Genomic DNA, 21,976 nt, shown 5'->3' with positions numbered 1-21,976 from the left:
CGCCCCGCCGCCCCCCCGGCCCCCCCCCCCGGCGCGCCGCTCCCGCGGTCGACGAGAGGTCACGACACGCTGGTACGCGGTCGCTGGCGCCAGCGTGTCGTGACCTCTCGTCGGGTCGGGCGGGTGCGGGGACGCGGGCCGAGTGCGGGTGGGTCAGTGGCGCGGGCGGGCGTGGGCCGGGACGCGCAGGCCGGAGGCGCGCAGGCGGCGGATGAGCTCGCCGGCCGTCACCGGCACGGCGCCCTGCGCGACGAGGTCCGCGTGCATCTCGTCGGGGACGTCGTAGTGGTCGAGGTCGAACGCGCGGCGGGGGAGGCCCGCCGCCTCGGCGAACGCGTGCAGCTCCGCGAGCGAGGCGTCGCTGACCAGGTGCGACCAGGTGCGCCCGTGCCGCGGCCAGAGCGGGGGGTCGACGAGGACCGTCACGCCCCCGCGCCGCGGTGCACGGGCTCGCGGACGACGACGTCCTCGGCGGGTGCGCGCTCCGGGCCCTGCGGCGGGTCCAGCTCGGCCAGCACCTTGTCGAGCTTGTGCAGCTCCGCGCCGAGGTTCTGCCGGGCGGGCTCCTCCCACGCGGCGCCGAGCGGGCTGACGAACAGGCTGGGCCGCTTGAGCAGCTTGCGCACGATCCGCTGCCGCGCGCGGATGTAGTCCGGCATCGGGACGTCGGCGTACTCCTCGCGCACGTCGTGCAGGTACGCCTTGTAGCGCTGCGGCTCGGCGGCCAGCATCGCCAGGTCGGCGTCGCACAGCACCGCGCAGTCGAAGTCGCTCGGGTCGGCGACGTGCCGGACCAGCGCGATCACGAGCTCGTGGACCCGGGCGACCCGCGCGTCGGGGACGCCGAGCGCGGTGAGCTGCTCGGTGGCGAGCCGCGCCGAGGCGACCTCGTCCTCGCCGCCGCGGTTCGCGTAGGTCGCGACGTGGTCGGCGTCGAACACGGCGCCGTGGTACCAGGCCGCCAGGCGCACCAGGTCGGGCTCGTGCGTCTCCTCCGCGAGCTCGTCGACGCGCGCGAGCACGTCGGCCAGGTGGCGGAGGTTGTGGTAGGTCCGGCCGGGCCCGCTCCACCGCTCGACGAGGTCGGCGCCCACGTCGCGGACCTGGTCCTGGGGTGCGGTGGCACCGGCCCCCGCCGCACTGCGGACGAATGCGGACAACAGCCACTGTGGTGCGTCGTAGACGCCCATGGAACAGCCTCACTGCAACAGACGACCCTGCTCGGACGCGCCATCGTAGACCCACCGGGCCGGGGATGCGCCACGCGGCCGGGGTCAGCCCTGCGGGTGGTCCTCGGTGGCGTCGGCGCCCGTGGGCTCACCCACGGGCAGCGACACCCGCACGGTCGCCCCGCCGCCCGGTGTCGCGGAGATCGCGACGTCACCGTGGTGCGCCGCGACGATGGCGGCGACGATCGCCATGCCGAGCCCCGCGCCGCCGCCGGTGCCGTTGCCCTCGCGGGTGCGCCCGGCGTCGACGCGGTAGAACCGCTCGAACACGCGGCCCGCGTGCTCGGGGGCGATCCCGGGCCCGTGGTCGCGGACCTCGAGGACGACGCGGTCGCCGACGCGTCCCACCGCGAGCTCGGCGGGGGTGCCGGCGGGGGTGTGCCGGGCGACGTTGCCGACCAGGTTCGCGACGACCTGCCGGAGCCGCGCCTCGTCGCCCGGGACGACGGTCGCGGGCAGGTCGGCATCGGGGTCGGCGGTGGCGCCGTCGACCGACCCGACCCGGACCTGGCGCGTCGGGTCGATGGCCCGCAGGTCGTGCGCGGCGTCGGTGGCGAGGACCGCGAGGTCGACGGGGGCGGTCCGGGCCGCGCGCTCGGCGTCGAGCCGGGCCAGCGCGAGCAGGTCCTCGACGAGGCCGCCCATCCGGGTCGCCGACTGCTCGATGCGCCGCATCGTGTCGTCGACCTGGTCCTTCTCGGTGAGCGCGCCCATCCGGTAGAGCTCGCCGTAGCCGCGGATCGCCGCGAGCGGGGTGCGCAGCTCGTGCGACGCGTCCGCGACGAACCGCCGCATCCGCTCCTCGGACCGGGTCCGGTCGTCGAACGCGGACTCGATCTGGGACAGCATCGAGTTCAGCGCGGCGCCGAGCCGACCGACCTCGGTGGTCTCGGGCGCGGGCGGCACGCGCTGGGACAGGTCGCCGGCGGCGATCTGCGCGGCGGTGACCTCGATCTCCCGGAGCCCGCGCAGGGAGCGCTGCACCGCCCAGGTGCCGACGACCGCCCCGATCGCGAGGATCGCGAGCGCGCTGGTCCAGAGCAGCACGGCGGACTGGCGCACGACGTGCTGGACGTCGGTGAGCGGCTCGGCGTACATGACGTACCCGATCACCCGGTCGGACTTGGACGTCACCGGCGTGACGGCGACGCGCCAGGTCGCCCCCCGCACGGAGCTGTTGACGGTCATCGCCCGGTCGCCGGCGAGGTCCGCCACGTCGAGGTCGGGCAGGCGGGGGACGCCGGCGCTCTCGAGGGTGCTGCCCTCCGGGTCGACGGTGGTGCTGGAGCCGAGGACCTGCACGGCGACGGCGTAGTCCCGCTCGCCCCACGACTGGATGGTCAGGCCCTCGACGGTGCCGAACTGCTGGTAGGCGTCGGCGAACTTCTCCCGGGCGGTCACGGCCTGCAGGTGCAGGCTCTCGTCGAGCTGCGTCACCAGGAACCGGGACAGCGCGGTGGTCGTCGTGAGCCCCGCGATGGCCAGGCCGGTGGCGAGCAGGACCGTGCTGATGCCGACCAGGCGGGCGAGCAGCGGCGTCCGGGCCCACTGGGCCCGGACGCGGAGCAGGACGCCGCCGACGAGTCCGGGGTCGGGGTCGGGGTCGGTGGGCGGGGCCTCGGCCTCGGGAGCCTGGGGCGTCGTCACGTCCCGCTCGGCTTGCGCAGCATGTACCCGACGCCCCGCTTGGTCTGGATCAGGGGCGCGACCTTGGTGCCGTCGGCGCGCTCGACCTGGTCGACCTTGCGGCGCAGGTACGAGATGTAGGACTCGACGATGTTCGCGTCGCCGCCCCAGTCGTACTGCCAGACGTGGTCGAGGATCTGGGCCTTGGACAGCACGCGGCCGGGGTTGAGCAGCAGGTAGCGCAGCAGCTTGAACTCGGTGGGGGACAGGTCGACGACCTGGCCGGCGCGGCGGACCTCGTGGCTGTCCTCGTCGAGCTCGAGGTCCTCGTAGGACAGCACGCTGGTGCCGGCGACCTCGCCGACCTGGGTGCGGCGCAGCACCGCGCGGATGCGGGCGACGACCTCCTCGAGGCTGAACGGCTTGGTCACGTAGTCGTCGCCGCCGACGGTCAGGCCGGTGATCTTGTCCGCGGTGTCGTCGCGCGCGGTCAGGAACAGGACGGGGACGTGCTGGCCCTTCTCGCGCAGGCGGCGGGTGACGGTGAACCCGTCCATGTCGGGGAGCATCACGTCGAGGACCAGCAGGTCGGGCTGCACCTGGCGGGCGAGCCGCAGCGCGCCTGCCCCGTCGGCGGCGGCGTGCACCTCGAACCCGGCGAACCGCAGGGACGTGGCGAGCAGCTCGCGGATGTTCGGCTCGTCGTCCACGACGACGAGCCGGGCCTCGGGGGTCTGGGCGGCGCCGGTCATGCGTGCCAGTGTGCCCCTGGACCCTGGAGGATTCCTGGGAGCGGGCTGGTCGCCCCGCGGGAGCGGTACCGTGCTGCCTCGTGAGTGCCGACCTCCCCACCACCGACCAGCCGCTCGTGACCGTCGTCCAGCTCGACGAGACGGCGCCCCTGGACCGGTTCGCCGACGCCCTCGACGCCGCCGACGTGCGGATCCGCCTGGTCCGGGCGTACGCGGGCGAGGACGCGGGCCCCGCGACCGAGCTCGACGGCCTCGTCGTCCTCGGCGGCCGGATGTCCGCGCACGACGACCAGGAGCCGGGCATCGCGGCCACCCGTACGCTGCTCGCCGACGCCGCCCGGCACGGGGTGCCGACGCTGGGCATCTGCCTGGGCGCGCAGCTGCTCGCCGTCGCGACCGGCGGCCGGGTGCACGTCGCGGCGCCTCCCGGGCGCGAGTCCGGCGTCGTCGACGTCCGCTGGCGCCCCGAGGCCGCGGCCGACCCGCTGCTCGGCGGTCTCGCGGTCGACGCGGGGGAGTCCGACGCCCGCAGCACCCCGATGCCGACGATGCACGCCGACGCGATCGTGGACCTGCCCGCCGGCGCCGCGTGGCTCGCGGCGTCGCGGATGTACCCGTACCAGGCGTTCCGGGTCGGGGAGCGGGCGTGGGGCGTGCAGTTCCACCCCGAGGCGAGCCCGGCGACGGTGCGCGCGTGGGCGCTGGACGAGGGCGACGCCGACGCCGAGGGCGTGGTCGCCGCGGTGACGGCGGCCGACGCGGAGGTCCGCCCGGCGGGCACCCGCATCGCGGTCACGTTCGCGGACCTCGTCGCCCGTCGCGCGGCGGACCGCGCGACCGTCTGACCCCGCCCGACCGTCTGACCCCGCACGACCGACGAACGGCCCGGACCCCGTGCGGGGTCCGGGCCGTTCGCGCGTGCGGGAGGTCAGGCCTCGATCTGCGGCGTGACCGGGGTGGAGCCGAGCTGCTGCGGCTGGCCGCCGGACTTCAGCGCGGCGAGGCGCGCCTCGATCTCGATGTCCGCGCCCGACGCCTCGAGCTCGGCGAACTGCGCGTCCAGCGAGGACGCGGCGATCTCCGCCTGGCCCATCGCGATGGCCTCCTCGCGGCGGACCTTCTCCTCGAACCGCGCGAGCTCGCTGGTCGGGTCGAGCACGTTGATCGACGAGATCGCGGTCTGCACGGTCTGCTGCGCCTGGGCCGACTTCTGCCGGGCGACCAGGGTGTCGCGGCGCTGCTTGAGCTGGCCGAGCTTGTCCTTCATCTGGGCCAGGCCGGACTTGAGCTTCTCGACCGTCTCGCGCTGCGACTCGATGATCGGGGCGGAGTCGCGGACCTCGCCCTCGGCGCTGATCTGCTTGCCGAGCGCGACCTTGGCCAGGTTGTCGAACTTGTCGGCGTTGGCCGCGTCGCCCGCGGTGCGGTACTGGTCGGCGCGGGCGGACGCGGCGAGGGCCTTGGCGCCCCACTCGCGCGCGGCGGCGACGTCCTCGTTGTAGTCCTGCTCCGCGAGGCGCAGGTTGCCGATCGTCTGCGCGATGGCCTTCTCCGCCTCGGCGATCGAGTTGGTGTAGTCGCGGACCAGCTGGTCCAGCATCTTCTGCGGGTCCTCGGCCTGGTCGATCAGGGCGTTGATGTTCGCCCGCGCGAGCTGGGTGATCCGGCCGAAGATGCTCTGCTTCTCGGTCATCGCCTGGTGCCTCTCTCGTCTCTTGCCTCTGCCGAACATGATCTAGAAACCGCCGCCGCGCCCGCCGCCGCCGAAGCCGCCGCCCCCGCCGCCGAACCCGCCGCCGAGACCGCCACCGCCCCAGCCGCCGCCACCGCCGTGCGCGCCGCCGCCGCCCCAGCCGCCGCCACCGCCGCGCAGGATCGAGTCGATGAGGATGCCGCCGAGCACCATCCCCCCGATGTTGCCGAGACCGCCGTCGCCGCCCCCGCCGCGGCGCTGCTGGTCGTGCCAGTCGACGTCGCGCTGCGCGAGGGACTGCGCCTCGCGGACCAGCCGGTCGGACTGCTGGGCGGCGCCGAGCGCGCGCTCCGGGTCGGTCTCCCGCTGGTCGACGGCGGTGCGGAACATCCGCCCGGCCTCGGCGAGCCGCGTGCGCGCCTCGGGGCCGACGGCGCCGCGCCGGGTCTCGACGTAGTCGGTGGTGCCGCGGATCGCGGAGTCGACGCGGCCGAGCGTCTGGTCGAGCAGCTGCCGGGCGCGCCGGGCGCTCTCCTGGGCCTCGCGCATCGGGGCGAGCGCCTGGTCGATCGCGGCCTCGGCGTCGGTGACGTCGCGCAGCGCGGCCAGCGGGTCGCCCTGCCCGTCGCGGGCGGACCGCGCCGCGGTGATCGCCTGCCGGGCGGCCTCCGCGCGGGCGGCGACCTCGGGGTGCCGGGGCGCGAGCCGGGCGGCGTCCTCGACGTCCGCGCTGATCGAGGCGACCGCGGCGTCCAGCCGGGACCCGATGGTCGCGAGGTCGGTGCGGGCCCGGTCGACGGAGTCGAGCAGGGTGCCGGCCTGGCCCAGCGCCTCCTCGGCCGCGCGGGCGTACCGGACGGCGAGCCCGCGGTCGCCGCCGGCCACGGCCTCGCGGCCCTGGGCGATCGCGGTGCCGACCTCGTCGAGCAGCAGCACGGCCTGGTCGGGGTTGCCGGTCACCGACGCCAGCGCGGACGGCGGGTAGGTGGCGGCCAGCGCCGCGAGGGAGCCGCGGGCGGCCTCGACCCGGGCGCGCAGGGCGGCGGCGGTGCGCTCGTGGGCGTCGAGCGCCTCGGCCGCGCGGGACTCGACGTCGCGCAGCCGGTCGAACGCCTCCTTCTGGGCGTCGAGCGCGGCGGACACCTGGCCGACGGCGTGCAGGATGCGGGTCGCGGTGTCGCGGACCTGCGGCTCGGTGTCCGGGATGTCGTCGTCGAGCGTCTGCCGGAGCCGGAACGCCTCGGTGACCTGGGCCTTGGCGCCGACGAGCACGGTCTCGAACTCGCGGGTCGCGTCGGGGCCGAACTGCGCCTGCGCGAAGCCGAGCTCCTGCTCCGAGGCCCGCAGCGCGTCGTCGACGCCGACCAGCGCGGACGCGGACCGGCGGTCGAGCTCGGCGGTCGGCAGGGCGGCGAGCTCGTCGACGGGGCCGGGGGCACCCGGGAACCCCGAGGCGGGTCGGCCGCCGACGCCGACCGGCTGCCGGGCGCGCCGGCGGGACGACGCCCACGCGATCCCGGTGATGACGGCGATGACCACCAGGCCGCCGACGAACAGCCAGCCGAGCGCGGACCCGCCGCCGGAGCCACCGGTCGCGGCCTCGCGGACGCCGTCGGCGGCGGTCACGGCGGCACCGGACCAGTCGTCCTGCCGGAGCTGGTCCTCGACGTCGGAGGCGATCCGGTCCAGGTCGCCGGACGACAGGCCCGGGACCGACTCCGGTGCCAGGACGTACGACCGCTGGTCCACGGCCACGGCGAGGACCAGGTCGTCCGCCCCGAGGCCGGTGAGGCTCGCGGTCTGGTCGACCCAGTCGATGCGGTCGGTGTCGCCGAAGGAGTCGACGTACACGACGTACAGCTGGTACTGCGTCTCGGTCGCGAGCGCGTCCAGCGCCGCCTGCACGGTCGCCTCGTCGCCGCCGAGCGCGCCGACCTGGTCGGTGATCTCCCCGGTCAGGGCCACCGGGTCGGCCGCGGGCAGCGGGCCGGCCGCGGGCGCGGCCCCGACGAGCAGGGGCACGCCGAGGGCGAGCGGGACGAGCAGGGACAGACCTCGCAGCGACGGCACCCGGTGATCCTTTCTCAGGCGTGCACCTGTCGCAACGAGCGGCACCCGTCCGCGGGTTCCCGCAGGTCGCGGGCGTGCGGATCAGGCGGTCTCGTCCGTCCCCTCGACGACCTGCTCCAGGTCCTCCGCGTCGACGATCCGGTACGCGTAGCCCTGCTCGGCGAGGAAGCGCTGCCGGTGCGCGGCGAAGTCCTGGTCGACCGTGTCCCGCGCGATCACCGCGTAGAAGTGCGCGGTGCGCCCGTCGCCCTTCGGCCGCAGCAGGCGGCCGAGGCGCTGCGCCTCCTCCTGCCGGGAGCCGAACGACCCGGACACCTGGATCGCGACCGAGGCCTCGGGCAGGTCGATGGAGAAGTTCGCCACCTTGGACACGACGAGCGTGCTGATCTCGCCGGCGCGGAACGCGTCGAACAGCCGCTGCCGCTCGTTGACCGACGTCGACCCGGTGATGACGGGGGCGCCGATGTCGTCGGCGAGCTCCTCGAGCTGGTCGATGTACTGGCCGATCACCAGCAGCGGCTCGCCGCGGTGCTTCGCGACCAGGCGGCGCACCACCTCGGACTTGCCGGGGGCGCTGGCGGCGAGGCGGTACTTGTCCTCCGGCTCGGCCGTGGCGTAGAGCATCCGGTCGCGCTCGGGCAGCGTGAGGCGCACCTCGACGCAGTCCGCGGGCGCGATGTAGCCCTGCGCCTCGATGTCCTTCCACGGCGCGTCGTACCGCTTCGGGCCGATCAGGCTGAACACCTCGTCCTCGCGGCCGTCCTCCCGGACCAGGGTCGCGGTGAGGCCGAGCCGGCGGCGGGCCTGCAGGTCGGCGGTCATCCGGAAGATGGGCGCGGGCAGCAGGTGCACCTCGTCGTAGACCACCAGGCCCCAGTCGCGGGCGTCCAGCAGGTCGAGGTGCGTGTACGCGCCCTTCCGCTTGGTCGTCAGCACCTGGTAGGTCGCGATCGTGACGGGGCGGATCTCCTTGCGGGCGCCGGAGTACTCGCCGATCTCGTCCGGGGTCAGCGTGGTGCGGCGGATCAGCTCGTCGCGCCACTGCCGCGCGGACACGGTGTTGGTGACGAGGATCAGCGTGGTGGTCTTGGACCGGGCCATCGCCGCGGCGCCGACCAGCGTCTTGCCGGCGCCGCAGGGCAGCACCACGACGCCGGAGCCGCCGTGCCAGAACCCGTCCGCGGCCTCCCGCTGGTAGGGGCGCAGGTCCCACGGGCGGGGCGCGCCGTCGGCGCCGGGGTTCGAGTCGCCGGTGGTGTCGAGGTCGATCGGGTGCGACTCGCCGTCGACGTACCCGGCGAGGTCCTCGGCGGGCCAGCCGAGCTTGAGCAGCGCCTGCTTGAGGCTGCCGCGCTCGGACTTGTGCACGACCACGTCGGTCGCGTCGATCCGCTCGCCGACCAGGCCGGCGGTCCGCTTGGACCGCAGCACCTCGGCGAGCACGGCGGCGTCCAGGGCGTGCAGCACCAGGCCGTGCACCGGGTGCGCGACCAGCTGGAGCCGGCCGTACCGGGACATCGTCTCGGCGACGTCGACCAGCAGGGCGTGCGGCACCGGGTAGCGGGAGTACTCCAGCAGCACGTCGACGACCTGCTCGGCGTCGTGGCCCGCGGCGCGGGCGTTCCACAGGCCCAGCGGGGTCAGCCGGTAGGTGTGCACGTGCTCCGGCGCGCGCTCGAGCTCCGCGAACGGGGCGATCGCGCGGCGGCAGGCCTCCGCCTGGTCGTGGTCGACCTCGAGCAGCAGGGTCTTGTCGCTCTGGACGATCAGGGGTCCGTCGGTCATGGAGTGTCCGTCCTGTCGGCGTGCCGTGCGGGCTGTGCGCGGGTGGCGAGGGGGTGGCGGCGGTGGCGGGTCAGGTGGTCTCGTCGACCGGGGCGACCGCCGCCACGCGGTGCGCGGCGACGACGATCTCGGCGTCCCGGGCGGTGTCGATCACGCGCACGCGACCGCCGTCCACCCGGACGGGACGCACGCGCCGCCGCTCCAGGGTGCCGCGCGACCCGACGACGTCCAGCCACACCTCCGTGCCGCCGGCCGCCGCCTCGCGCAGCATCCCCAACGCCTCGGCGGGGTCGGCTGTTCCCCGCGCGGGCAGGCCCCCGGCGCGGGCGGCCGCGGTGCCGGCGGTCACCGTGCTCGCCCGCTCCCGCAGCGTGGGGCCGGCGGGGCGGTCGGCGCCGCCCGCGGCCCGGGCCTCGTCCGCCCGGCGCAGCACGCCGACCAGCGCCGCCGCGCGCTCCGCCGGGGGCAGGGCGCCGCGGGCGGGCTCCTCGGGGCGGTGCCGGACCGCGGTGACCCGGCGGACGGTCGGCGCGGCGTGCAGCACCTGGCCGTCGGGCGTCTCGGCGACGGGGGCGAGGCCGTGGGCGCGCAGCGCGGCCAGCAGCTCGTGCAGCGGCGCCTGCGCGGCGAGGACCGTCGGCGCGAGCCGGACCAGGCCCAGCGCGGCGTGCCGGGGGTCCTCGGCGACGCCGGCCAGCAGCGCCGGGTCCTCGGTGCGCACGTACGACGACGCCGCACCGGTGCGGATCCGGCCGTGCCGACGCGCGGCGTCGCGGACCAGGTACTCCAGCGGCTGCGGCAGCGACCCCCGGGCGTGGCCCGCGAGGTCGGCGAGCAGGTCGTCGGCCGTCGCCCCGGCGTCCAGGGCGGCCCGCACCGACTCGGGGGTGAACCGCACGGTCACGGCGCCGCCGCGCGACTCGACGCGGGCGCTGCGGTCCAGCAGGGCCTCGAGGTCCTGGCTCGGGCGGCCCGGGACGATGCCCGTGAGGTCGGCCTGGAGCAGCAGGTCGTCGACCGCCGGCGGGAGGGCCGCGGCCAGCGCCGGCGCCGGGTCGGCGTCGTCGAGCAGCGCGCGGCCCGCGGCGGGCAGCGCCCCGGCCCCGAGCACGCCGAGCCAGCCGGCCTCGCGCAGCACGTCGGCCACGGCGTCGGCGGGCGGCACCGCGCGCGGGGTGCGCCAGGCCAGGTCGTCGCGCACCCGGTCGGCGGTCGGCGCGACGCCCGGCCCGGCCTCCGCCACGGTCGCGAGCACCTGCTCGCGCAGCCGGGGTGCCCAGGGGCGGGCGTTCTCCGGTCCCAGCGCGGCCCGGACCTGGCCGCGGTCGTCGCGGCTGCCGACCAGCGCGGGCCACCGGGTGGTCGCGGCCCACCACGCCGCCAGCCGCGACCAGCGCACGGGCAGGTCCAGCGCCAGCCACTCGTCGGCGGCCGTCGTCGGCACGTGGTGCGGGGACTCCTCGCCGTCGTCACGGACCAGGCCGCCGACGCCCGCGAGCTCGACGACGAACGCCGCCTCCGCCTCGGTGACCTCCAGGGCGACGGCGGTCCGGCGCAGGTCGCGCACCCCCAGGCCGCCCGCGCGCAGCACGGTCGGGGGGTCGGCCTCCCAGAGCCGCACCAGCCCCGCGACCAGGCGCACGGCCCGCTCGGCGGCGGTCGCGTGCTCGGCCTCGACCAGCCCGGCGTCGCGCCGGGGCAGGTCCGCGGTCGCCGGGGGCACGGCGGGGGCACGGTGGGTGCGGCCGTCGCGCAGCACCCGGGCGACGGTGCGGGGGAGCAGGACGTGCCGGTCGTCGACGCGGACCAGCAGGCCCAGCCGCAGCAGCTCCGTGACCGCCTCGGCCGCGGGACCCGCGGTGGGGCGCACGCCGACGGGCGGGCCCCAGGTGAGCGCGTCCAGGACGGCTCGCCCCCCGGCCGGTGCCCGGTCCAGCGCGTCCGGCACGGCGGCGGGGTCCGGGTCGGCGGGTCCGGCGGCGGCCAGGCCCGCGACCGACGCGCCCAGCAGCTCGGCGACGCCCGGGGCCGGGCGCAGCTGCGGGTCCGTCGCGCGCCCCGCCACCGGGTGCAGCAGGGCGAGGTCGGTGGCCGTGGTCAGCGCCGCCCGGACGCCGGCGGCCTGCGTGCGGTCCGCGCCCACGGCGGCGACCACGTCCCGGGCCCGGACGCCCGTCGCGGGGTCGGCGCCGTCCAGCAGCACCACCACGGACTCCACGGCCTGCAGCACGGCGGCGTCGACGCCCGCGAGCGCCCGCTCCAGGCTGGGCCGGCTGGTGGCGCGGGCGGCCAGCGACGCGAGCGTGGCCGGCGACGGGTGCGCGAGATCCGGGCGGCGGACCAGGAGCCGCGCCAGCTCCTCGTCCGACCTGCCGCGCAGGTGCTCGCTGAACGTGGCCATCCGCACCACGATACGTTCCGGCCGGGCAGGCCGGGGGTGCGGGTCGGCGGTACGGTCGCAGCACGTGGCGCAGCGGCCGGTCCGGTGGTCGCCGTGCCCGACGCCGGACGGAGGACCACCATGCCCCTCGACACCGCCGACCTCGCCGACCTGCGCGCCGACGCCCGGGCCCAGCTGCCCGACGTCGCCGCGCTGCGGCACGCGCTGCACCGCACCCCGGAGATCGGGCTGGACCTGCCGCGCACTCAGGCGCTCGTGCTCGAGGCGCTGGAGCCGCTGGGCCTGGAGGTCACCACGGGCACCGGGCTGTCCTCCGTGGTCGCGGTCCTGCGCGGCGCGCGCCCGGGGCCGGCGGTGCTGCTGCGCGGCGACATGGACGCGCTGCCCGTCACCGAGGACACCGGGGAGCCGTTCAGCAGCGAGGTCCCGGGCGTCATGCACGCCTGCGGCCACGACCTGCACGTGGCGGGCCTGGTCGGCGCGGGCCGGCTGCTCGCCGCGCGGCGCGACCGGGTCGCCGGCTCCGTGGTGCTGATGTTCCAGCCCGGCGAGGAGGGCGACCACGGGGCGCGGCTGATGATCGACGAGGGCGTGCTGGACGCCGCGGGGGAGCGCGTCGTGGCGGCCTACGGGCTGCACGTGCTGTCGTCGCTGCTGCCCACGGGCCTGGTGACCAGCCGCGCCGGGACGATGCTGGCCGCCGCCGACACCGTGCACGTCACCGTCCAGGGCCGCGGCGGGCACGGCTCGATGCCGCACCTGGCGCTCGACCCGGTGCCCGTCGCCGCGGAGATCGTGCTCGCCCTGCAGGCGATGGTCACCCGCCAGTTCGACGTGTTCGACCCGGTGGTCGTCACCGTCGGGCGGATCGACGCCGGCACCACGGACAACGTCATCGCCGGCACCGCGCGCATCGAGGCCACCGTGCGGTCGTTCTCCGAGGCCGCGCACGGCGTGGTCCCCGAGCGGCTGATCCGGGTGTGCGAGGGCGTCGCCGCCGCGCACGGTCTCACCGTCACCGTCGACTACCGGCGGGGGTACCCGGTCACCGCGAACCACCCGGGCGAGGTGGAGCGCGCCGCCCGGCTGACCCGCGGCCTGTTCGGCGACCGCGCCTACCAGGACGCCCCGCAGCCGCTCGCCGGCTCGGAGGACTTCAGCTACGTCCTCCAGGAGGTCCCGGGGGCGTACGTCGGCGTCGGCGCGACCCTCGCGGACGCCGACCCCCGCACCGCCCCGTACAACCACTCCGCCCAGGCCCGGTTCGAGGACGGGGCGCTCGCGGTCGGCCCCGCGGTGCTCGCGGCGCTCGCGCTGGACCGACTGGGCGACGGCTGAGCAGCGGCGCCACCCGGACGAGCGCTCAGATCGGTGCCGCGGGTGCCGATGTCACTCTCGACACGCCCGGCCAGCGGGCGACGCGTGCGCGCCGACCGGAGGGACACGCATGGCGGGGATCACGACCGGGCACCTGCCCGGGGCGACGCACGAGGTGTGCGTCGCGCGCCAGGGCATCTACGACGTCCTGAGCCGACCGATCGGTCACGAGCTGCTGTTCCGGGCGAGCGCCGACGCGGTCGAGTCCGGCGTGCGCCCGGGCATCGACGACAACCGGGCGACGGCGACGGTCATCGTCGCGACCCTCACGGAGTTCGGCGTCGAGGACCTCGCGGGCAACGGCGACCTGTTCGTCAACATCCCGCGGTCGTTCATCGTCGACGAGCTGCCCGTGGCCCTCGACCCGCACCGGGTGGTCCTCGAGGTGCTCGAGCAGGTCCCGGGGGACGACGAGGTCGTCGCCGGGGTCGAGCGGCTGCGCCGGATCGGGTTCGGCATCGCGCTCGACGACTTCGTGCCCGACGACCAGCGCTGGCGGCTGCTGCCCCTGTGCGACTACGTCAAGGTCGACATGTCCGACCTCGGCGACGACCTGCACGCGTTCGCCGCGCAGCTCCGCCAGGAGGCGCCGCACGCGACGCTCGTCGCGGAGCACGTCGAGGACGAGGCCGACTTCCTCGTGGCCCAGGACGCCGGGTTCGACCTGTTCCAGGGCTACCACTTCCGCCGCCCGACGGTCCTGACCCGGCCGGCGCTCGCGCACCACGCGATGGTCGCGGGCCGGCTGCTGGTCCAGCTCGGCGACCCCCAGGTGTCGTACCGGCGCCTCGCGCGGCTCACCGCCGCCGACCCGGCGATCGCGCTCAAGGTGTTCCGCGTCGTCAACTCCGTGTCCGGCGCGGGGCGGACGGTGCGCAACCTGCACCAGGCGCTCGTGCTGCTCGGGCGGGAGCGGTTCCGGGCGATGCTGGTCCTGGAGGTGCTGGCCACGGCCGGGCACACCGACGACGAGATCCCGCTGATGGCGCTGGCCCGCACCCGCGCCGCGGAGATCCTGGCGCCGCAGGACCCGCTGGAGGCGTCCACCGAGGCCCTGGTCCGCATCGTGTCCGAGCTGCTGGACGTGCCGGTCGCCGAGCTCGACCCCGAGCTGCACCGCTCCCAGCCGAGCGCCCGGGTGGTCGCCGCGTGCGACGTCCTGGACGCGTACCTCGACGCCATCGCCGAGGAGCAGGTGCCGGCCATCCGGTCGCCGTACTCCGCGCTGCACGTGTCGCTGGTCTACCTGACCGCGCTGCGCGAGGCGCGGGCGCTGCTCGCCACCGTGTACACGCCCGTCCCCCGGCTGCGCGCCGTGCCGGGGGAGCCCGACGTGGCGGACCCGGGCACCGCCGTCGGCTGACGGAGCGGCCCGACCCGGTGCGTCGGCCGCGACCGGTAGCCTGGTGGTGTGCGGCCGACGTCGGCCCGCATCCTTCTCGACGACACCCCAGGGGATCGCAGTGCCCACCGGCAAGGTCAAGTGGTTCGACACCGATCGCGGATTCGGCTTCATCGCCGCCGACGACGGCACCGAGGTGTTCCTGCACACGTCCGCGCTGCCCGCGGGCATCGGCACCCCGAAGCCCGGCACCCGGGTGGACTTCGGCGTCGCCGACGGCCGCCGCGGCCCGCAGGCGCTGTCCGTGAAGCTCCTCGACCCGGTGCCCTCGGTCGCCAAGGCGTCCCGCAAGCCCGCCGACGACATGGCGGTCATCGTCGAGGACCTCATCAAGGTGCTCGACAGCGTCGGCAACGACCTGCGTCGCGGCCGCTACCCCGACAAGTCCCGCGCCGGCCAGGTGGCCACCCTGCTGCGCGCCGTCTCCGACGACCTCGAGGCCTGAGATGGCGACCGCGACCCAGGACGCCGTGCTCGCCGGCGCCGTCGACCTCGCCCGTGCGGCGGCGCTCGAGATCGCCGAGCAGCCCACCGACGTCGGCGAGCACCTCGGCCACACCGTCGACGCCGACCGGCTCGTCTCGCACCGGTTCGCCTGCACCGCCCGCGGCTACCGCGGCTGGGTGTGGACCGTCACGCTGTCGCGCGTGCCCCGGGCCCGCAAGGCCACGGTGTGCGAGGCCGTCCTGCTGCCCGGCGACGACGCCGTCCTGGCCCCCGCCTGGGTGCCGTGGGACGAGCGCCTGCGGCCCGGCGACCTCGGCCCCGGCGACGTGCTGCCGTTCCGCCCCGACGACCCGCGGCTCGAGCCCGGCTGGACGCCCACCGGCGACCCCGAGCTCGACGACGTCGCCATCGGCGAGCTCGCCCTGGCCCGCGCCCGCGTGCTGTCGCCCGTCGGCATCGCCCAGGCCGCCGAGCGCTGGTACCGCGGCAAGCAGGGCCCCGCGTCCGCCGGTGCCGTCGCCGCCGCCGGGTCCTGCCAGACGTGCGGGTTCCTCGTGCCGCTGCAGGGCTCGCTCGGCACGGTGTTCGGCGTGTGCGTCAACGAGTGGTCGCCGGACGACGGCAAGGTCGTCGCCCTCGAGCACGGCTGCGGCGCGCACTCCGAGACCGACGTCGAGGCGCGGCCGTCCGAGTGGCCCGACGTGCCCGTGAGCCGCGACCTGCTGGTCGAGCCGACGGGCGACGCGGCGGCCGGTGAGGCACCGCCCGCGGCGGAGGCGTCGCCCGAGGCCGAGTCGGCTGCTCCGGAGGTGGAGGCACCCGAGGCCGGGACCGGCGCCGACGACGAGCGGCCCGCGCCCCAGCCGGAGCCGTGACCGCCGACGTCTTCGGCACCCGCGCCCTGCGCGACCGGGTGCTGGGGACGTGGCGCACCGACCCCGCGCGGCTGCGCGAGGACGCGAACACCGAGGAGGACCACGCCCGCGGGTACTACCGCGACCGCGTGGTCGTCGAGCTCGCCCAGAACGGCGCCGACGCCGCCGTGCGCGCCGGCGTGCCCGGGCGGCTGCTGCTCCGGCTCGCCGAGGTCGACGGCGCCCTCGTGCTCACCGCCGCGAACACCGGCGCCCCGCTGGACGCCGCGGGCGTCGCCTCGCTCGCGGCGATGCGCGCCTCCACCTCCCGGGACCGGCCCGAGACCGTCACGGGCCCCGGCCTGGTCGGCCGGTTCGGCGTCGGGTTCGCCGCCGTGCGTGCCGTCGCCGACGACGTCGCGGTGCTGTCCACCTCCGGCGCGGTGCGGTTCTCCCTCGACCTGACCCGGCAGGAGCTCGCGCTCGCCGCCACCGGGTCGCCACGGCTCGCCGACGAGGTCGCCCGGCGCGAGGGGTCGCTCCCGGCGCTGCGGCTGCCGCAGGAGCACACCGGCCGGCCGCCCGAGGGGTACGACACCGCCGTCGTCCTGACGCTGCGCGACGACGCCGCGGCCGACGCCGTGCGGGCGATGCTCGACGCCGTCGGGGACACCCTGCTGCTCGCGCTGCCGGGCCTCGCGGAGGTCGTCGTCGAGGACGAGACCACCGGGCGCCGCCGCCGGGTCGCCGACGTCGACCGCCGCTGGCGCCGCCGGACCGCCGAGGGCGAGCTCGACCCCGCGCTGCTGGCGGACCGACCCGTGGAGGAGCGCGCCCGACGGCGCTGGCGGGTCACCTGGGCGCTGCCGCGTGCCGCCGGCGCCGAGGGGGCGCCCGCCGCCTGGCCCGGCGACGAGGCGCTGCTGCCCCGCCGGGACCGTGTCGTGCACGCGCCCACGCCCACCGACGACCCGCTCGACCTGCCCGCGCTGCTCGTCCTCACGGCGCCGCTCGACCCGACCCGCCGGCACGTCGCCCGCGGCCGCGCCACCGACGCCCTGCTCGACATCGCCGCCGACGTCTACGCGCGCCTCGCCGCGGACGTCGCCGCCGACGGTGAGGACGCCCTGCGGCTCGTGCCGCTCGGGCTGCCCGCCGGGGACCTGGACGCGGCGCTGCGGCCGCGGCTGCTCGCGGAGCTCGGGGGCGCGCCGCTGCTCGTCGCCGCCGGGGAGCCCGCGGACGGCGGGCCGTCCGACGCCGGCCACCTCGACACCGGCCACCTCGACACCGGCCACCCCGACGCCACGCCGCAGCTCGTGGCGCCGCACCGGGCCGTCGCGCTCGCCGGACCCGCCGCCGCCGACCTCACGCGCGCCCTCGCTCCGTGGTTCGCCGGGCTGGTCGCGCTGCCCGACGGCGCGCTGCCCGCCGCCCGCGCGCTCGAGGTCGAGGTCCGCGAGGTCGCCGACGTCGTCGACGAGCTCCCCGCTGCCGCCGGCCTGCCGCCGGAGCGGTGGCGCGGGCTGTACGCCGCGCTCGCGCCGGCCGTCGCGGACCCGCTGGTGCGCGAGGCGCTGGCCGCCCTGCCCGTGCCGCTCGCCGACGGCCGCGTGGTGCGCGGAGCGCGGGGCCTGCTGCTGCCCGTCGCGGGTGCGCTCGACCCCACGGGGCCGGTGAGCAGGTCGCTCGGCACGCTGAGCCGCTGGGGTGTGCGGCTCGTGCACCCCGCCGCCGCGCACGACGTGCTCGAGCGGCTCGGCGCGACGCCCGCCGACCCCGCCGCGCTGCTCGCCCACCCCGGCGTGCGGCAGGCCGTGCTGGACCAGGCGGACGAGGACGACCTCGAGCTCGCCGAGCAGGTCAGCGACGCCGTCCTGACCCTCGTCCGGGCGGCGGTCGCCGACGACGGCGGCCCCGACGAGGACGCGCCCGTCCCCGTCGACCGGGCCGTGCTCGGGCTGCTCACGCTGCGGGCCGCGGACGACGAGCCGACGCCCGCGCACGGCCTGGTGCTGCCCGGGTCGACCGCGGAGCAGCTGCTCGACGCCCGGGTGCTCGCGCCCGCCGCCGCAGCCGCCGTCGAGCGCTGGGGGGCGCGGACGCTCGCCGCCGTCGGGGTGCGCGCCGACCTGGTCCCGCTGCTGCTCACGGACGTCGTGGTCGGGACCGACGACCTCGGGCTGGACGACGACGACGCGGACCTGGTCACCGACGCGCTCGACGGCTGGGACGCGTACGTCGCGCACGCGGCCGACCGGGTCGGCGAGGGGGAGACCCTCGCGGAGGTCGTCGCCGTCGCCGACCTGGACGCCGTGCACCCGGACGCCTGGCCCCGGGTGCTGGCCCGGCTCGCGCGACCCGGCCCGCTGCGGCGCGCGCTGGTGGACCCGGTGCGGGTGACCGGCAGCACCCTGACCGTCCCCGGCTACACCGCGTGGTGGGTGCGGCACCGGTCGGGGGCCGTGCCCGCGACCGCGTTCGCGACCGCGGACGCCGAACCCGCCGTCGCTCGGCTGCTGCCCGCCGCGCCGCCCGAGATCGCCGCCCTCGACCCCGCGGCGCAGGCGGCGCTCGGCGGCGTCGGGCGGCTGGCCGCGGTGCCGCCCCGCGAGTGGGACCGGCTGCTGCGGGCCGCGGCCCCGGTCGGCGGGGCGGTCGACGTCGCGCTCGCCGCCGCCGTCTGGTCGGCGTGGGCCGGTCTCGCCGGGGACGCGGACGAGGGCGGGGCGCCCGGGCCCGACGCTGGCGGGCTGCCGGGGTCCGACGCGGGCGGGCTGCCGGGGTCCGACGCGGGCGGGCTGCCCGACCTCGACGTCGTGCCCGCGCTCGTCGCGCCGGACCGGGTCGCGCTCGTGCACGCGGAGGACGCGGCCGTCGCGCCGTCGCCGATGTGGTGGCAGCGCACCGACGTCGCCGCGATGGTGCCCGTCGCGGGGGCGGCCGCGGCCGAGGACCTCGCGGAGGCGCTGGGCCTGCCGACCGCGACCGACCTCGCCGACGGCCAGGTGGACGAGGGCGACGGCGACGACGCCGGCGGGCTCGCGCCCACGCCCGACGCGGCCCTGCTGCTCCTGCCGGGTGCGCCCGGGACCTGGGTGGAGCACGAGGCGCTGCGCGTGGACGGGGTCCCCGTCGACTGGTGGGTGGACGGTCACGGCGGGACGGCGGTCGTGCACGCGACGCACCTCGCCGGGCTCGCGCGCGGGCTCGCGCAGGCCGTCGACGCGTGGCCGCTGCGGCACGCCGTCGAGCTCGCCCTGGTCGAGCCGGCCCGGGCCGCCGAGCTGGCCGTCGAGCAGGTCCTCGACGTCTGACGCCCCGATGACCACGCGCAGCCTGCTGACCTCGGCGTACCTGCCGGCCCTGCTCTACGAGACGGGCCTCGGCGCGGTGACGCCTGTGGTGGCGCTGGTCGCCGCGGGGCTCGGCGCGCGGCTCGACCAGGCCGCGCTCGTCGTCGCGCTCGTCGGCGTCGGGCAGATCCTCGGCGACGTCCCCGCGGGCGCGCTGGCGGCGCGGGTCGGCGACCGGCGGGCCATGCTCGTCGCCGCCGGGGTCGCGTGCGCCGCGCTCACCGTGTGCGCGGTCGCGCCGACGCTGCCGGTGCTGGCCGGCGGCGTGCTGCTGCTCGGCGCCGCGTCGGCCGTGTTCCACCTGGCCCGGCAGGCGTACCTGACCGAGGTCGTCCCCGTCGTGAACCGCGCCCGCGCGCTGTCGACGCTCGGCGGGGTGTCCCGGATCGGCATCTTCGCGGGCCCGTTCCTCGGCGCCGGCGTGCTGCACGTCGCCGACGACCTGCAGGCGGTGTTCTGGCTCGCCGTGGGCACCACGCTCGCGGCGGCGCTGGTCGTCGGGCTCGCAGGCGACGTCGACGACCGGCGCACAGCCCCCCGCGGCCGCCCGGAGCAGAGCACGGTCGCCCTCGTCCGCCGGCACGCGCACCTGCTCGCCACCCTCGGGCTGGCGGTGGTGCTGGTCGGCGCGGTCCGGTCCACCCGCGGCGTCGTGCTGCCCCTGTGGTCCGAGCACCTCGGGTTCGCGCCGGCGACGACCAGCCTGGTGTTCGGCATCTCGGGGGCCGTCGACATGCTGCTGTTCTACCCCGCGGGCAAGGTGATGGACCGGTACGGGCGGCTGTGGGTGGCGGTGCCGTCGATGCTGGTGCTCGGCGGCGCGATCGCGGTGCTGCCGCTGACCTCGACGCTCGGCGGGCTGACGGTCGTGGCGATGGTGATGGGGTTCGGCAACGGGATCGGCTCCGGCATCCTCATGACCCTCGGTGCCGACGTCGCGCCGCCGGGTGCGCGTGCGCAGTTCCTCGGCGTGTGGCGGGTGCTCCAGGACTCCGGGGCCGCCGCCGGGCCGCTCGTGGTGTCCGCCGTCGCCGCCGCCGGCAGCCTCGCCGCGGGGGTCGTGACGATGGGCGCCGCCGGGGTGCTCGCGGCGGGCGCGCTGGCCGTGTGGGTGCCGCGCTGGTCGGAGCACGCGAACGCCCGCACCCGCACCCGCGCGGCCGCCGCGCCCCCACCCTGACGCCCCTGCCCGCGCCGCCACGACGCGACGAGTGGTCACGACACGCTGGCGCGGACCTTGCCCGGCCAGCGTGTCGTGACCTCTCGTCACTGCTGCGGGGGGCGGGGTGCGGGGTGCGGGGTGCGGGGGAGTGCGCGCGGGTGGCGGGTGGCGTGCGGGGAGGGGGTCAGCGGCCGGGGCGCTGGCGGGTCCAGAGGTAGCCGGCGACGCCCAGCAGGGCGCCGACCACGCAGCTCCACACGACGAGGCCGGTCGCGGACCCGGTCGCCCACAGCACCACGGCGACGACGAGGGCGGCGAGCCAGACACCGACGCCGACCAGGAACACGGGCCGCAGGCTCACGTGGACGGGGTCGGGGGTCGGCTTGCGCTGCTCGGGCCGCAGGGCCAGCTGGATGAACGACGGCACCCCCCCACCCTAGTCGCCGGCCCCGCACCGCCCGCCCGCACCCACCCGAGCGCACGAGTGGTCACGACACGCGGGGCCGGAGGTCCGGGGTCCAGCGTGTCGTGACCACTCGTCGGCGCTGTGCCGGGGGGTCAGTCGCCGAAGGCGAGGGCCGTGGCGGTGGCCAGGGCCTGCGGGACGGCGGCGAGGTAGGCGTGCGCGACGTCCCAGGGCTCGAGCCCGGTGGCCGCGACCCCGGCGACGTCGTTCTCCTCGTGCGCGAGCACCGCCGCGAGCACGTGGCCGAGGGGGCCCTCGTGCCGCAGGACCGCGCCGGCCAGCGCGTCGGAGACGCCGGACCGGGTGACCAGGTCGGTGAGGTCGAACCGCTGCTGCGACGCGACCGCGGACAGCAGGCCCACGGTGTAGCCGGTGTCGTCGCCGGCGAGGGCGTGGCAGGTCTGCGCGCGGGTGAGGATCGACCACAGGGCCTGCACGGAGGACGGCTTGGCGTCGATGAGCGACGCGATCGCCAGGGCGTGCAGCTGCCGCGGGCCGACCAGGACGACGGCCTGCTGCACGGAGTCGATCTCGCGCCGGAGCCCGAAGGCCGACGAGTTCACGAGGTGCAGCACGCGCATCGACAGCTCGGGGTCGGTGGCGACGGTGCGGACGACGAGCTGCTGGTCGACGGAGTCCGCGGACAGCACACGCAGCAGCTCGAGGCACTGCAGCTCGCCGGCGGAGAACGTGCGGCGCGTGACGGGCGGGTCGCGGTGGAACATCGGGCCCTGCAGCAGGTCGACGCCGAGGGACGCGGCGGTCTCCAGGCGCTCGGTGCTGTCGGTGTGCTCGACGACGACGGTCGCGCCGGCGTCGTGCGCACGGGCGACCAGCAGCGCGCAGTGGTCCGGGCCGTGCCGCAGGTCGACCTTGACGACCGACACGCGGTCGAGCAGCCGGTCCTGCGGGGCGGAGCCGTCGTAGTCGGCGAGCGCGAGCCGGCTGCCGCGGAGGGTGGCCGCCGCGACGAGCGTGTCGATGTCGGGGCGGCGTGCGAGCGCGGGGGTGACCTCGAAGACCAGCCGCTCGGCGTCGTACCAGACGGCGCTGGTCCCGGCGAGCAGCCCGGACGTCGCTCGCAGCAGGACGGGCTTGTCGCCCGCGAGACCCGGCAGGTCGAGGCGCCGGTACGCGGCGTCGACGGCCTGCTCGGTGGCCTCGTCCGGCAGGGGCGCTCCGGTCGGTCCGCTGATGAGCACGCGCACGGCGTACCCGTAGACGGACCGGTCGGGGTGCACGACGGGCTGCCGCTGGACGGTGGCCTCGCCACCGCCGATCGGGATCGGGCTGCCGGAGGGCGCCCGCTGCCCGGCGGGGCGTGCGGGGTCGGCCCCGAGGGTCGAGGTCATGGGT

At 77.2% G+C, this 21,976-nt stretch carries 17 protein-coding genes; 7 read left to right on the top strand and 10 right to left on the bottom strand.

Annotation, left to right across the window (positions count from 1 at the left end; genetic code table 11):
* Positions 1 to 153: 153 nt before the first annotated feature.
* The 4 genes from ACFVXN_RS12990 to ACFVXN_RS12975 all read right to left on the bottom strand — a co-directional run bounded on the left by ACFVXN_RS12990 (position 154) and on the right by ACFVXN_RS12975 (position 3,607).
* Complete coding sequence (locus tag ACFVXN_RS12990; RefSeq protein ID WP_389232885.1) at positions 154 to 426, bottom strand: DUF4031 domain-containing protein; 273 nt, start codon at positions 424 to 426, stop codon at positions 154 to 156.
* Positions 423 to 1,160 (bottom strand): hypothetical protein, encoded by a 738-nt coding sequence (locus ACFVXN_RS12985; protein ID WP_389232882.1) that lies wholly within the window; start codon positions 1,158 to 1,160, stop codon positions 423 to 425. Before ACFVXN_RS12985 ends, ACFVXN_RS12990 begins: the two co-directional genes overlap by 4 nt.
* 114 nt (positions 1,161 to 1,274) lie before the next feature.
* Positions 1,275 to 2,876 (bottom strand): sensor histidine kinase, encoded by a 1,602-nt coding sequence (locus ACFVXN_RS12980; protein WP_389232879.1) that lies wholly within the window; start codon positions 2,874 to 2,876, stop codon positions 1,275 to 1,277.
* Positions 2,873 to 3,607: a response regulator transcription factor gene (locus ACFVXN_RS12975; protein WP_389232876.1), complete on the bottom strand. Its 735-nt coding sequence runs from the start codon at positions 3,605 to 3,607 to the stop codon at positions 2,873 to 2,875. Before ACFVXN_RS12975 ends, ACFVXN_RS12980 begins: the two co-directional genes overlap by 4 nt.
* Before the next feature lie 80 nt (positions 3,608 to 3,687).
* On the opposite strand from ACFVXN_RS12975, the gene ACFVXN_RS12970 reads away from it, so the two are divergent.
* Entirely contained in the window at positions 3,688 to 4,452 is a 765-nt protein-coding gene (locus tag ACFVXN_RS12970; RefSeq protein ID WP_389232873.1) for a type 1 glutamine amidotransferase, read from the top strand.
* An 83-nt stretch (positions 4,453 to 4,535) separates the two neighbouring features.
* Here ACFVXN_RS12970 and ACFVXN_RS12965 read toward each other — a convergent pair whose 3' ends face one another.
* The 4 genes from ACFVXN_RS12965 to ACFVXN_RS12950 all read right to left on the bottom strand — a co-directional run bounded on the left by ACFVXN_RS12965 (position 4,536) and on the right by ACFVXN_RS12950 (position 11,556).
* Positions 4,536 to 5,300 carry a PspA/IM30 family protein gene (locus tag ACFVXN_RS12965; RefSeq protein ID WP_389232870.1) on the bottom strand — a complete coding sequence of 255 codons (765 nt, stop codon included), beginning with the start codon at positions 5,298 to 5,300 and terminating at the stop codon, positions 4,536 to 4,538.
* A gap of 42 nt (positions 5,301 to 5,342) precedes the next feature.
* Positions 5,343 to 7,370, bottom strand: coding sequence for a TPM domain-containing protein (locus tag ACFVXN_RS12960; protein WP_389232867.1), 2,028 nt, complete (start codon positions 7,368 to 7,370; stop codon positions 5,343 to 5,345).
* Positions 7,371 to 7,451: 81 nt separating this feature from the next.
* A complete protein-coding gene (locus ACFVXN_RS12955) occupies positions 7,452 to 9,155 on the bottom strand; it encodes a DNA repair helicase XPB (RefSeq protein WP_389232864.1) in 1,704 nt (567 codons plus the stop codon).
* Between the two features lie 70 nt (positions 9,156 to 9,225).
* Positions 9,226 to 11,556 carry a helicase-associated domain-containing protein gene (locus tag ACFVXN_RS12950; RefSeq protein WP_389232861.1) on the bottom strand — a complete coding sequence of 777 codons (2,331 nt, stop codon included), beginning with the start codon at positions 11,554 to 11,556 and terminating at the stop codon, positions 9,226 to 9,228.
* Positions 11,557 to 11,676: 120 nt separating this feature from the next.
* Between ACFVXN_RS12950 and ACFVXN_RS12945 the strand changes: the two genes are divergently transcribed.
* The 6 genes from ACFVXN_RS12945 to ACFVXN_RS12920 all read left to right on the top strand — a co-directional run bounded on the left by ACFVXN_RS12945 (position 11,677) and on the right by ACFVXN_RS12920 (position 20,172).
* Complete coding sequence (locus ACFVXN_RS12945) at positions 11,677 to 12,894, top strand: M20 family metallopeptidase (protein ID WP_389232858.1); 1,218 nt, start codon at positions 11,677 to 11,679, stop codon at positions 12,892 to 12,894.
* Positions 12,895 to 13,003: 109 nt separating this feature from the next.
* The gene (locus ACFVXN_RS12940; RefSeq protein ID WP_389232855.1) at positions 13,004 to 14,296 is read left to right on the top strand and encodes an EAL and HDOD domain-containing protein; all 1,293 of its coding nucleotides are present in this window, start codon (positions 13,004 to 13,006) and stop codon (positions 14,294 to 14,296) included.
* Between the two features lie 100 nt (positions 14,297 to 14,396).
* Positions 14,397 to 14,780 (top strand): cold-shock protein, encoded by a 384-nt coding sequence (locus tag ACFVXN_RS12935; RefSeq protein WP_389232852.1) that lies wholly within the window; start codon positions 14,397 to 14,399, stop codon positions 14,778 to 14,780.
* Position 14,781: 1 nt separating this feature from the next.
* On the top strand, positions 14,782 to 15,657 hold the full coding sequence (locus ACFVXN_RS12930; RefSeq protein WP_389232849.1) for a DUF3027 domain-containing protein: 876 nt from the start codon (positions 14,782 to 14,784) through the stop codon (positions 15,655 to 15,657).
* Positions 15,654 to 18,953 carry a sacsin N-terminal ATP-binding-like domain-containing protein gene (locus tag ACFVXN_RS12925; RefSeq protein ID WP_389232846.1) on the top strand — a complete coding sequence of 1,100 codons (3,300 nt, stop codon included), beginning with the start codon at positions 15,654 to 15,656 and terminating at the stop codon, positions 18,951 to 18,953. Before ACFVXN_RS12930 ends, ACFVXN_RS12925 begins: the two co-directional genes overlap by 4 nt.
* A gap of 7 nt (positions 18,954 to 18,960) precedes the next feature.
* Entirely contained in the window at positions 18,961 to 20,172 is a 1,212-nt protein-coding gene (locus ACFVXN_RS12920) for an MFS transporter (protein ID WP_389232843.1), read from the top strand.
* Positions 20,173 to 20,338: 166 nt separating this feature from the next.
* On the opposite strand, the gene ACFVXN_RS12915 is transcribed toward ACFVXN_RS12920, so the two are convergent.
* Entirely contained in the window at positions 20,339 to 20,581 is a 243-nt protein-coding gene (locus ACFVXN_RS12915) for a DUF2530 domain-containing protein (protein WP_389232841.1), read from the bottom strand.
* Between the two features lie 131 nt (positions 20,582 to 20,712).
* Positions 20,713 to 21,972 (bottom strand): EAL and HDOD domain-containing protein, encoded by a 1,260-nt coding sequence (locus ACFVXN_RS12910; protein ID WP_389232838.1) that lies wholly within the window; start codon positions 21,970 to 21,972, stop codon positions 20,713 to 20,715.
* Positions 21,973 to 21,976: the final 4 nt, after the last annotated feature.

This window comes from Cellulomonas sp. NPDC058312 (assembly GCF_042880135.1).
In the GTDB taxonomy this organism is placed as follows: Bacteria; Actinomycetota; Actinomycetes; order Actinomycetales; family Cellulomonadaceae; genus Cellulomonas.
This window is presented reverse-complemented; position numbering and strand designations above follow the sequence as displayed.

What these genes read in the sequence shown, in the direction of transcription:
- ACFVXN_RS12975 (WP_389232876.1), bottom strand. Translation starts at nt 3,607, where the DNA reads ATGACCGGCGCCGCCCAGACCCCCGAGGCCCGGCTCGTCGTCGTGGAC.
- ACFVXN_RS12965 (WP_389232870.1), bottom strand. Translation starts at nt 5,300, where the DNA reads ATGACCGAGAAGCAGAGCATCTTCGGCCGGATCACCCAGCTCGCGCGG.
- ACFVXN_RS12955 (WP_389232864.1), bottom strand. Translation starts at nt 9,155, where the DNA reads ATGACCGACGGACCCCTGATCGTCCAGAGCGACAAGACCCTGCTGCTC.
- ACFVXN_RS12950 (WP_389232861.1), bottom strand. Translation starts at nt 11,556, where the DNA reads ATGGCCACGTTCAGCGAGCACCTGCGCGGCAGGTCGGACGAGGAGCTG.
- ACFVXN_RS12945 (WP_389232858.1), top strand. Translation starts at nt 11,677, where the DNA reads ATGCCCCTCGACACCGCCGACCTCGCCGACCTGCGCGCCGACGCCCGG.
- ACFVXN_RS12940 (WP_389232855.1), top strand. Translation starts at nt 13,004, where the DNA reads ATGGCGGGGATCACGACCGGGCACCTGCCCGGGGCGACGCACGAGGTG.
- ACFVXN_RS12930 (WP_389232849.1), top strand. Translation starts at nt 14,782, where the DNA reads ATGGCGACCGCGACCCAGGACGCCGTGCTCGCCGGCGCCGTCGACCTC.
- ACFVXN_RS12920 (WP_389232843.1), top strand. Translation starts at nt 18,961, where the DNA reads ATGACCACGCGCAGCCTGCTGACCTCGGCGTACCTGCCGGCCCTGCTC.
- ACFVXN_RS12910 (WP_389232838.1), bottom strand. Translation starts at nt 21,972, where the DNA reads ATGACCTCGACCCTCGGGGCCGACCCCGCACGCCCCGCCGGGCAGCGG.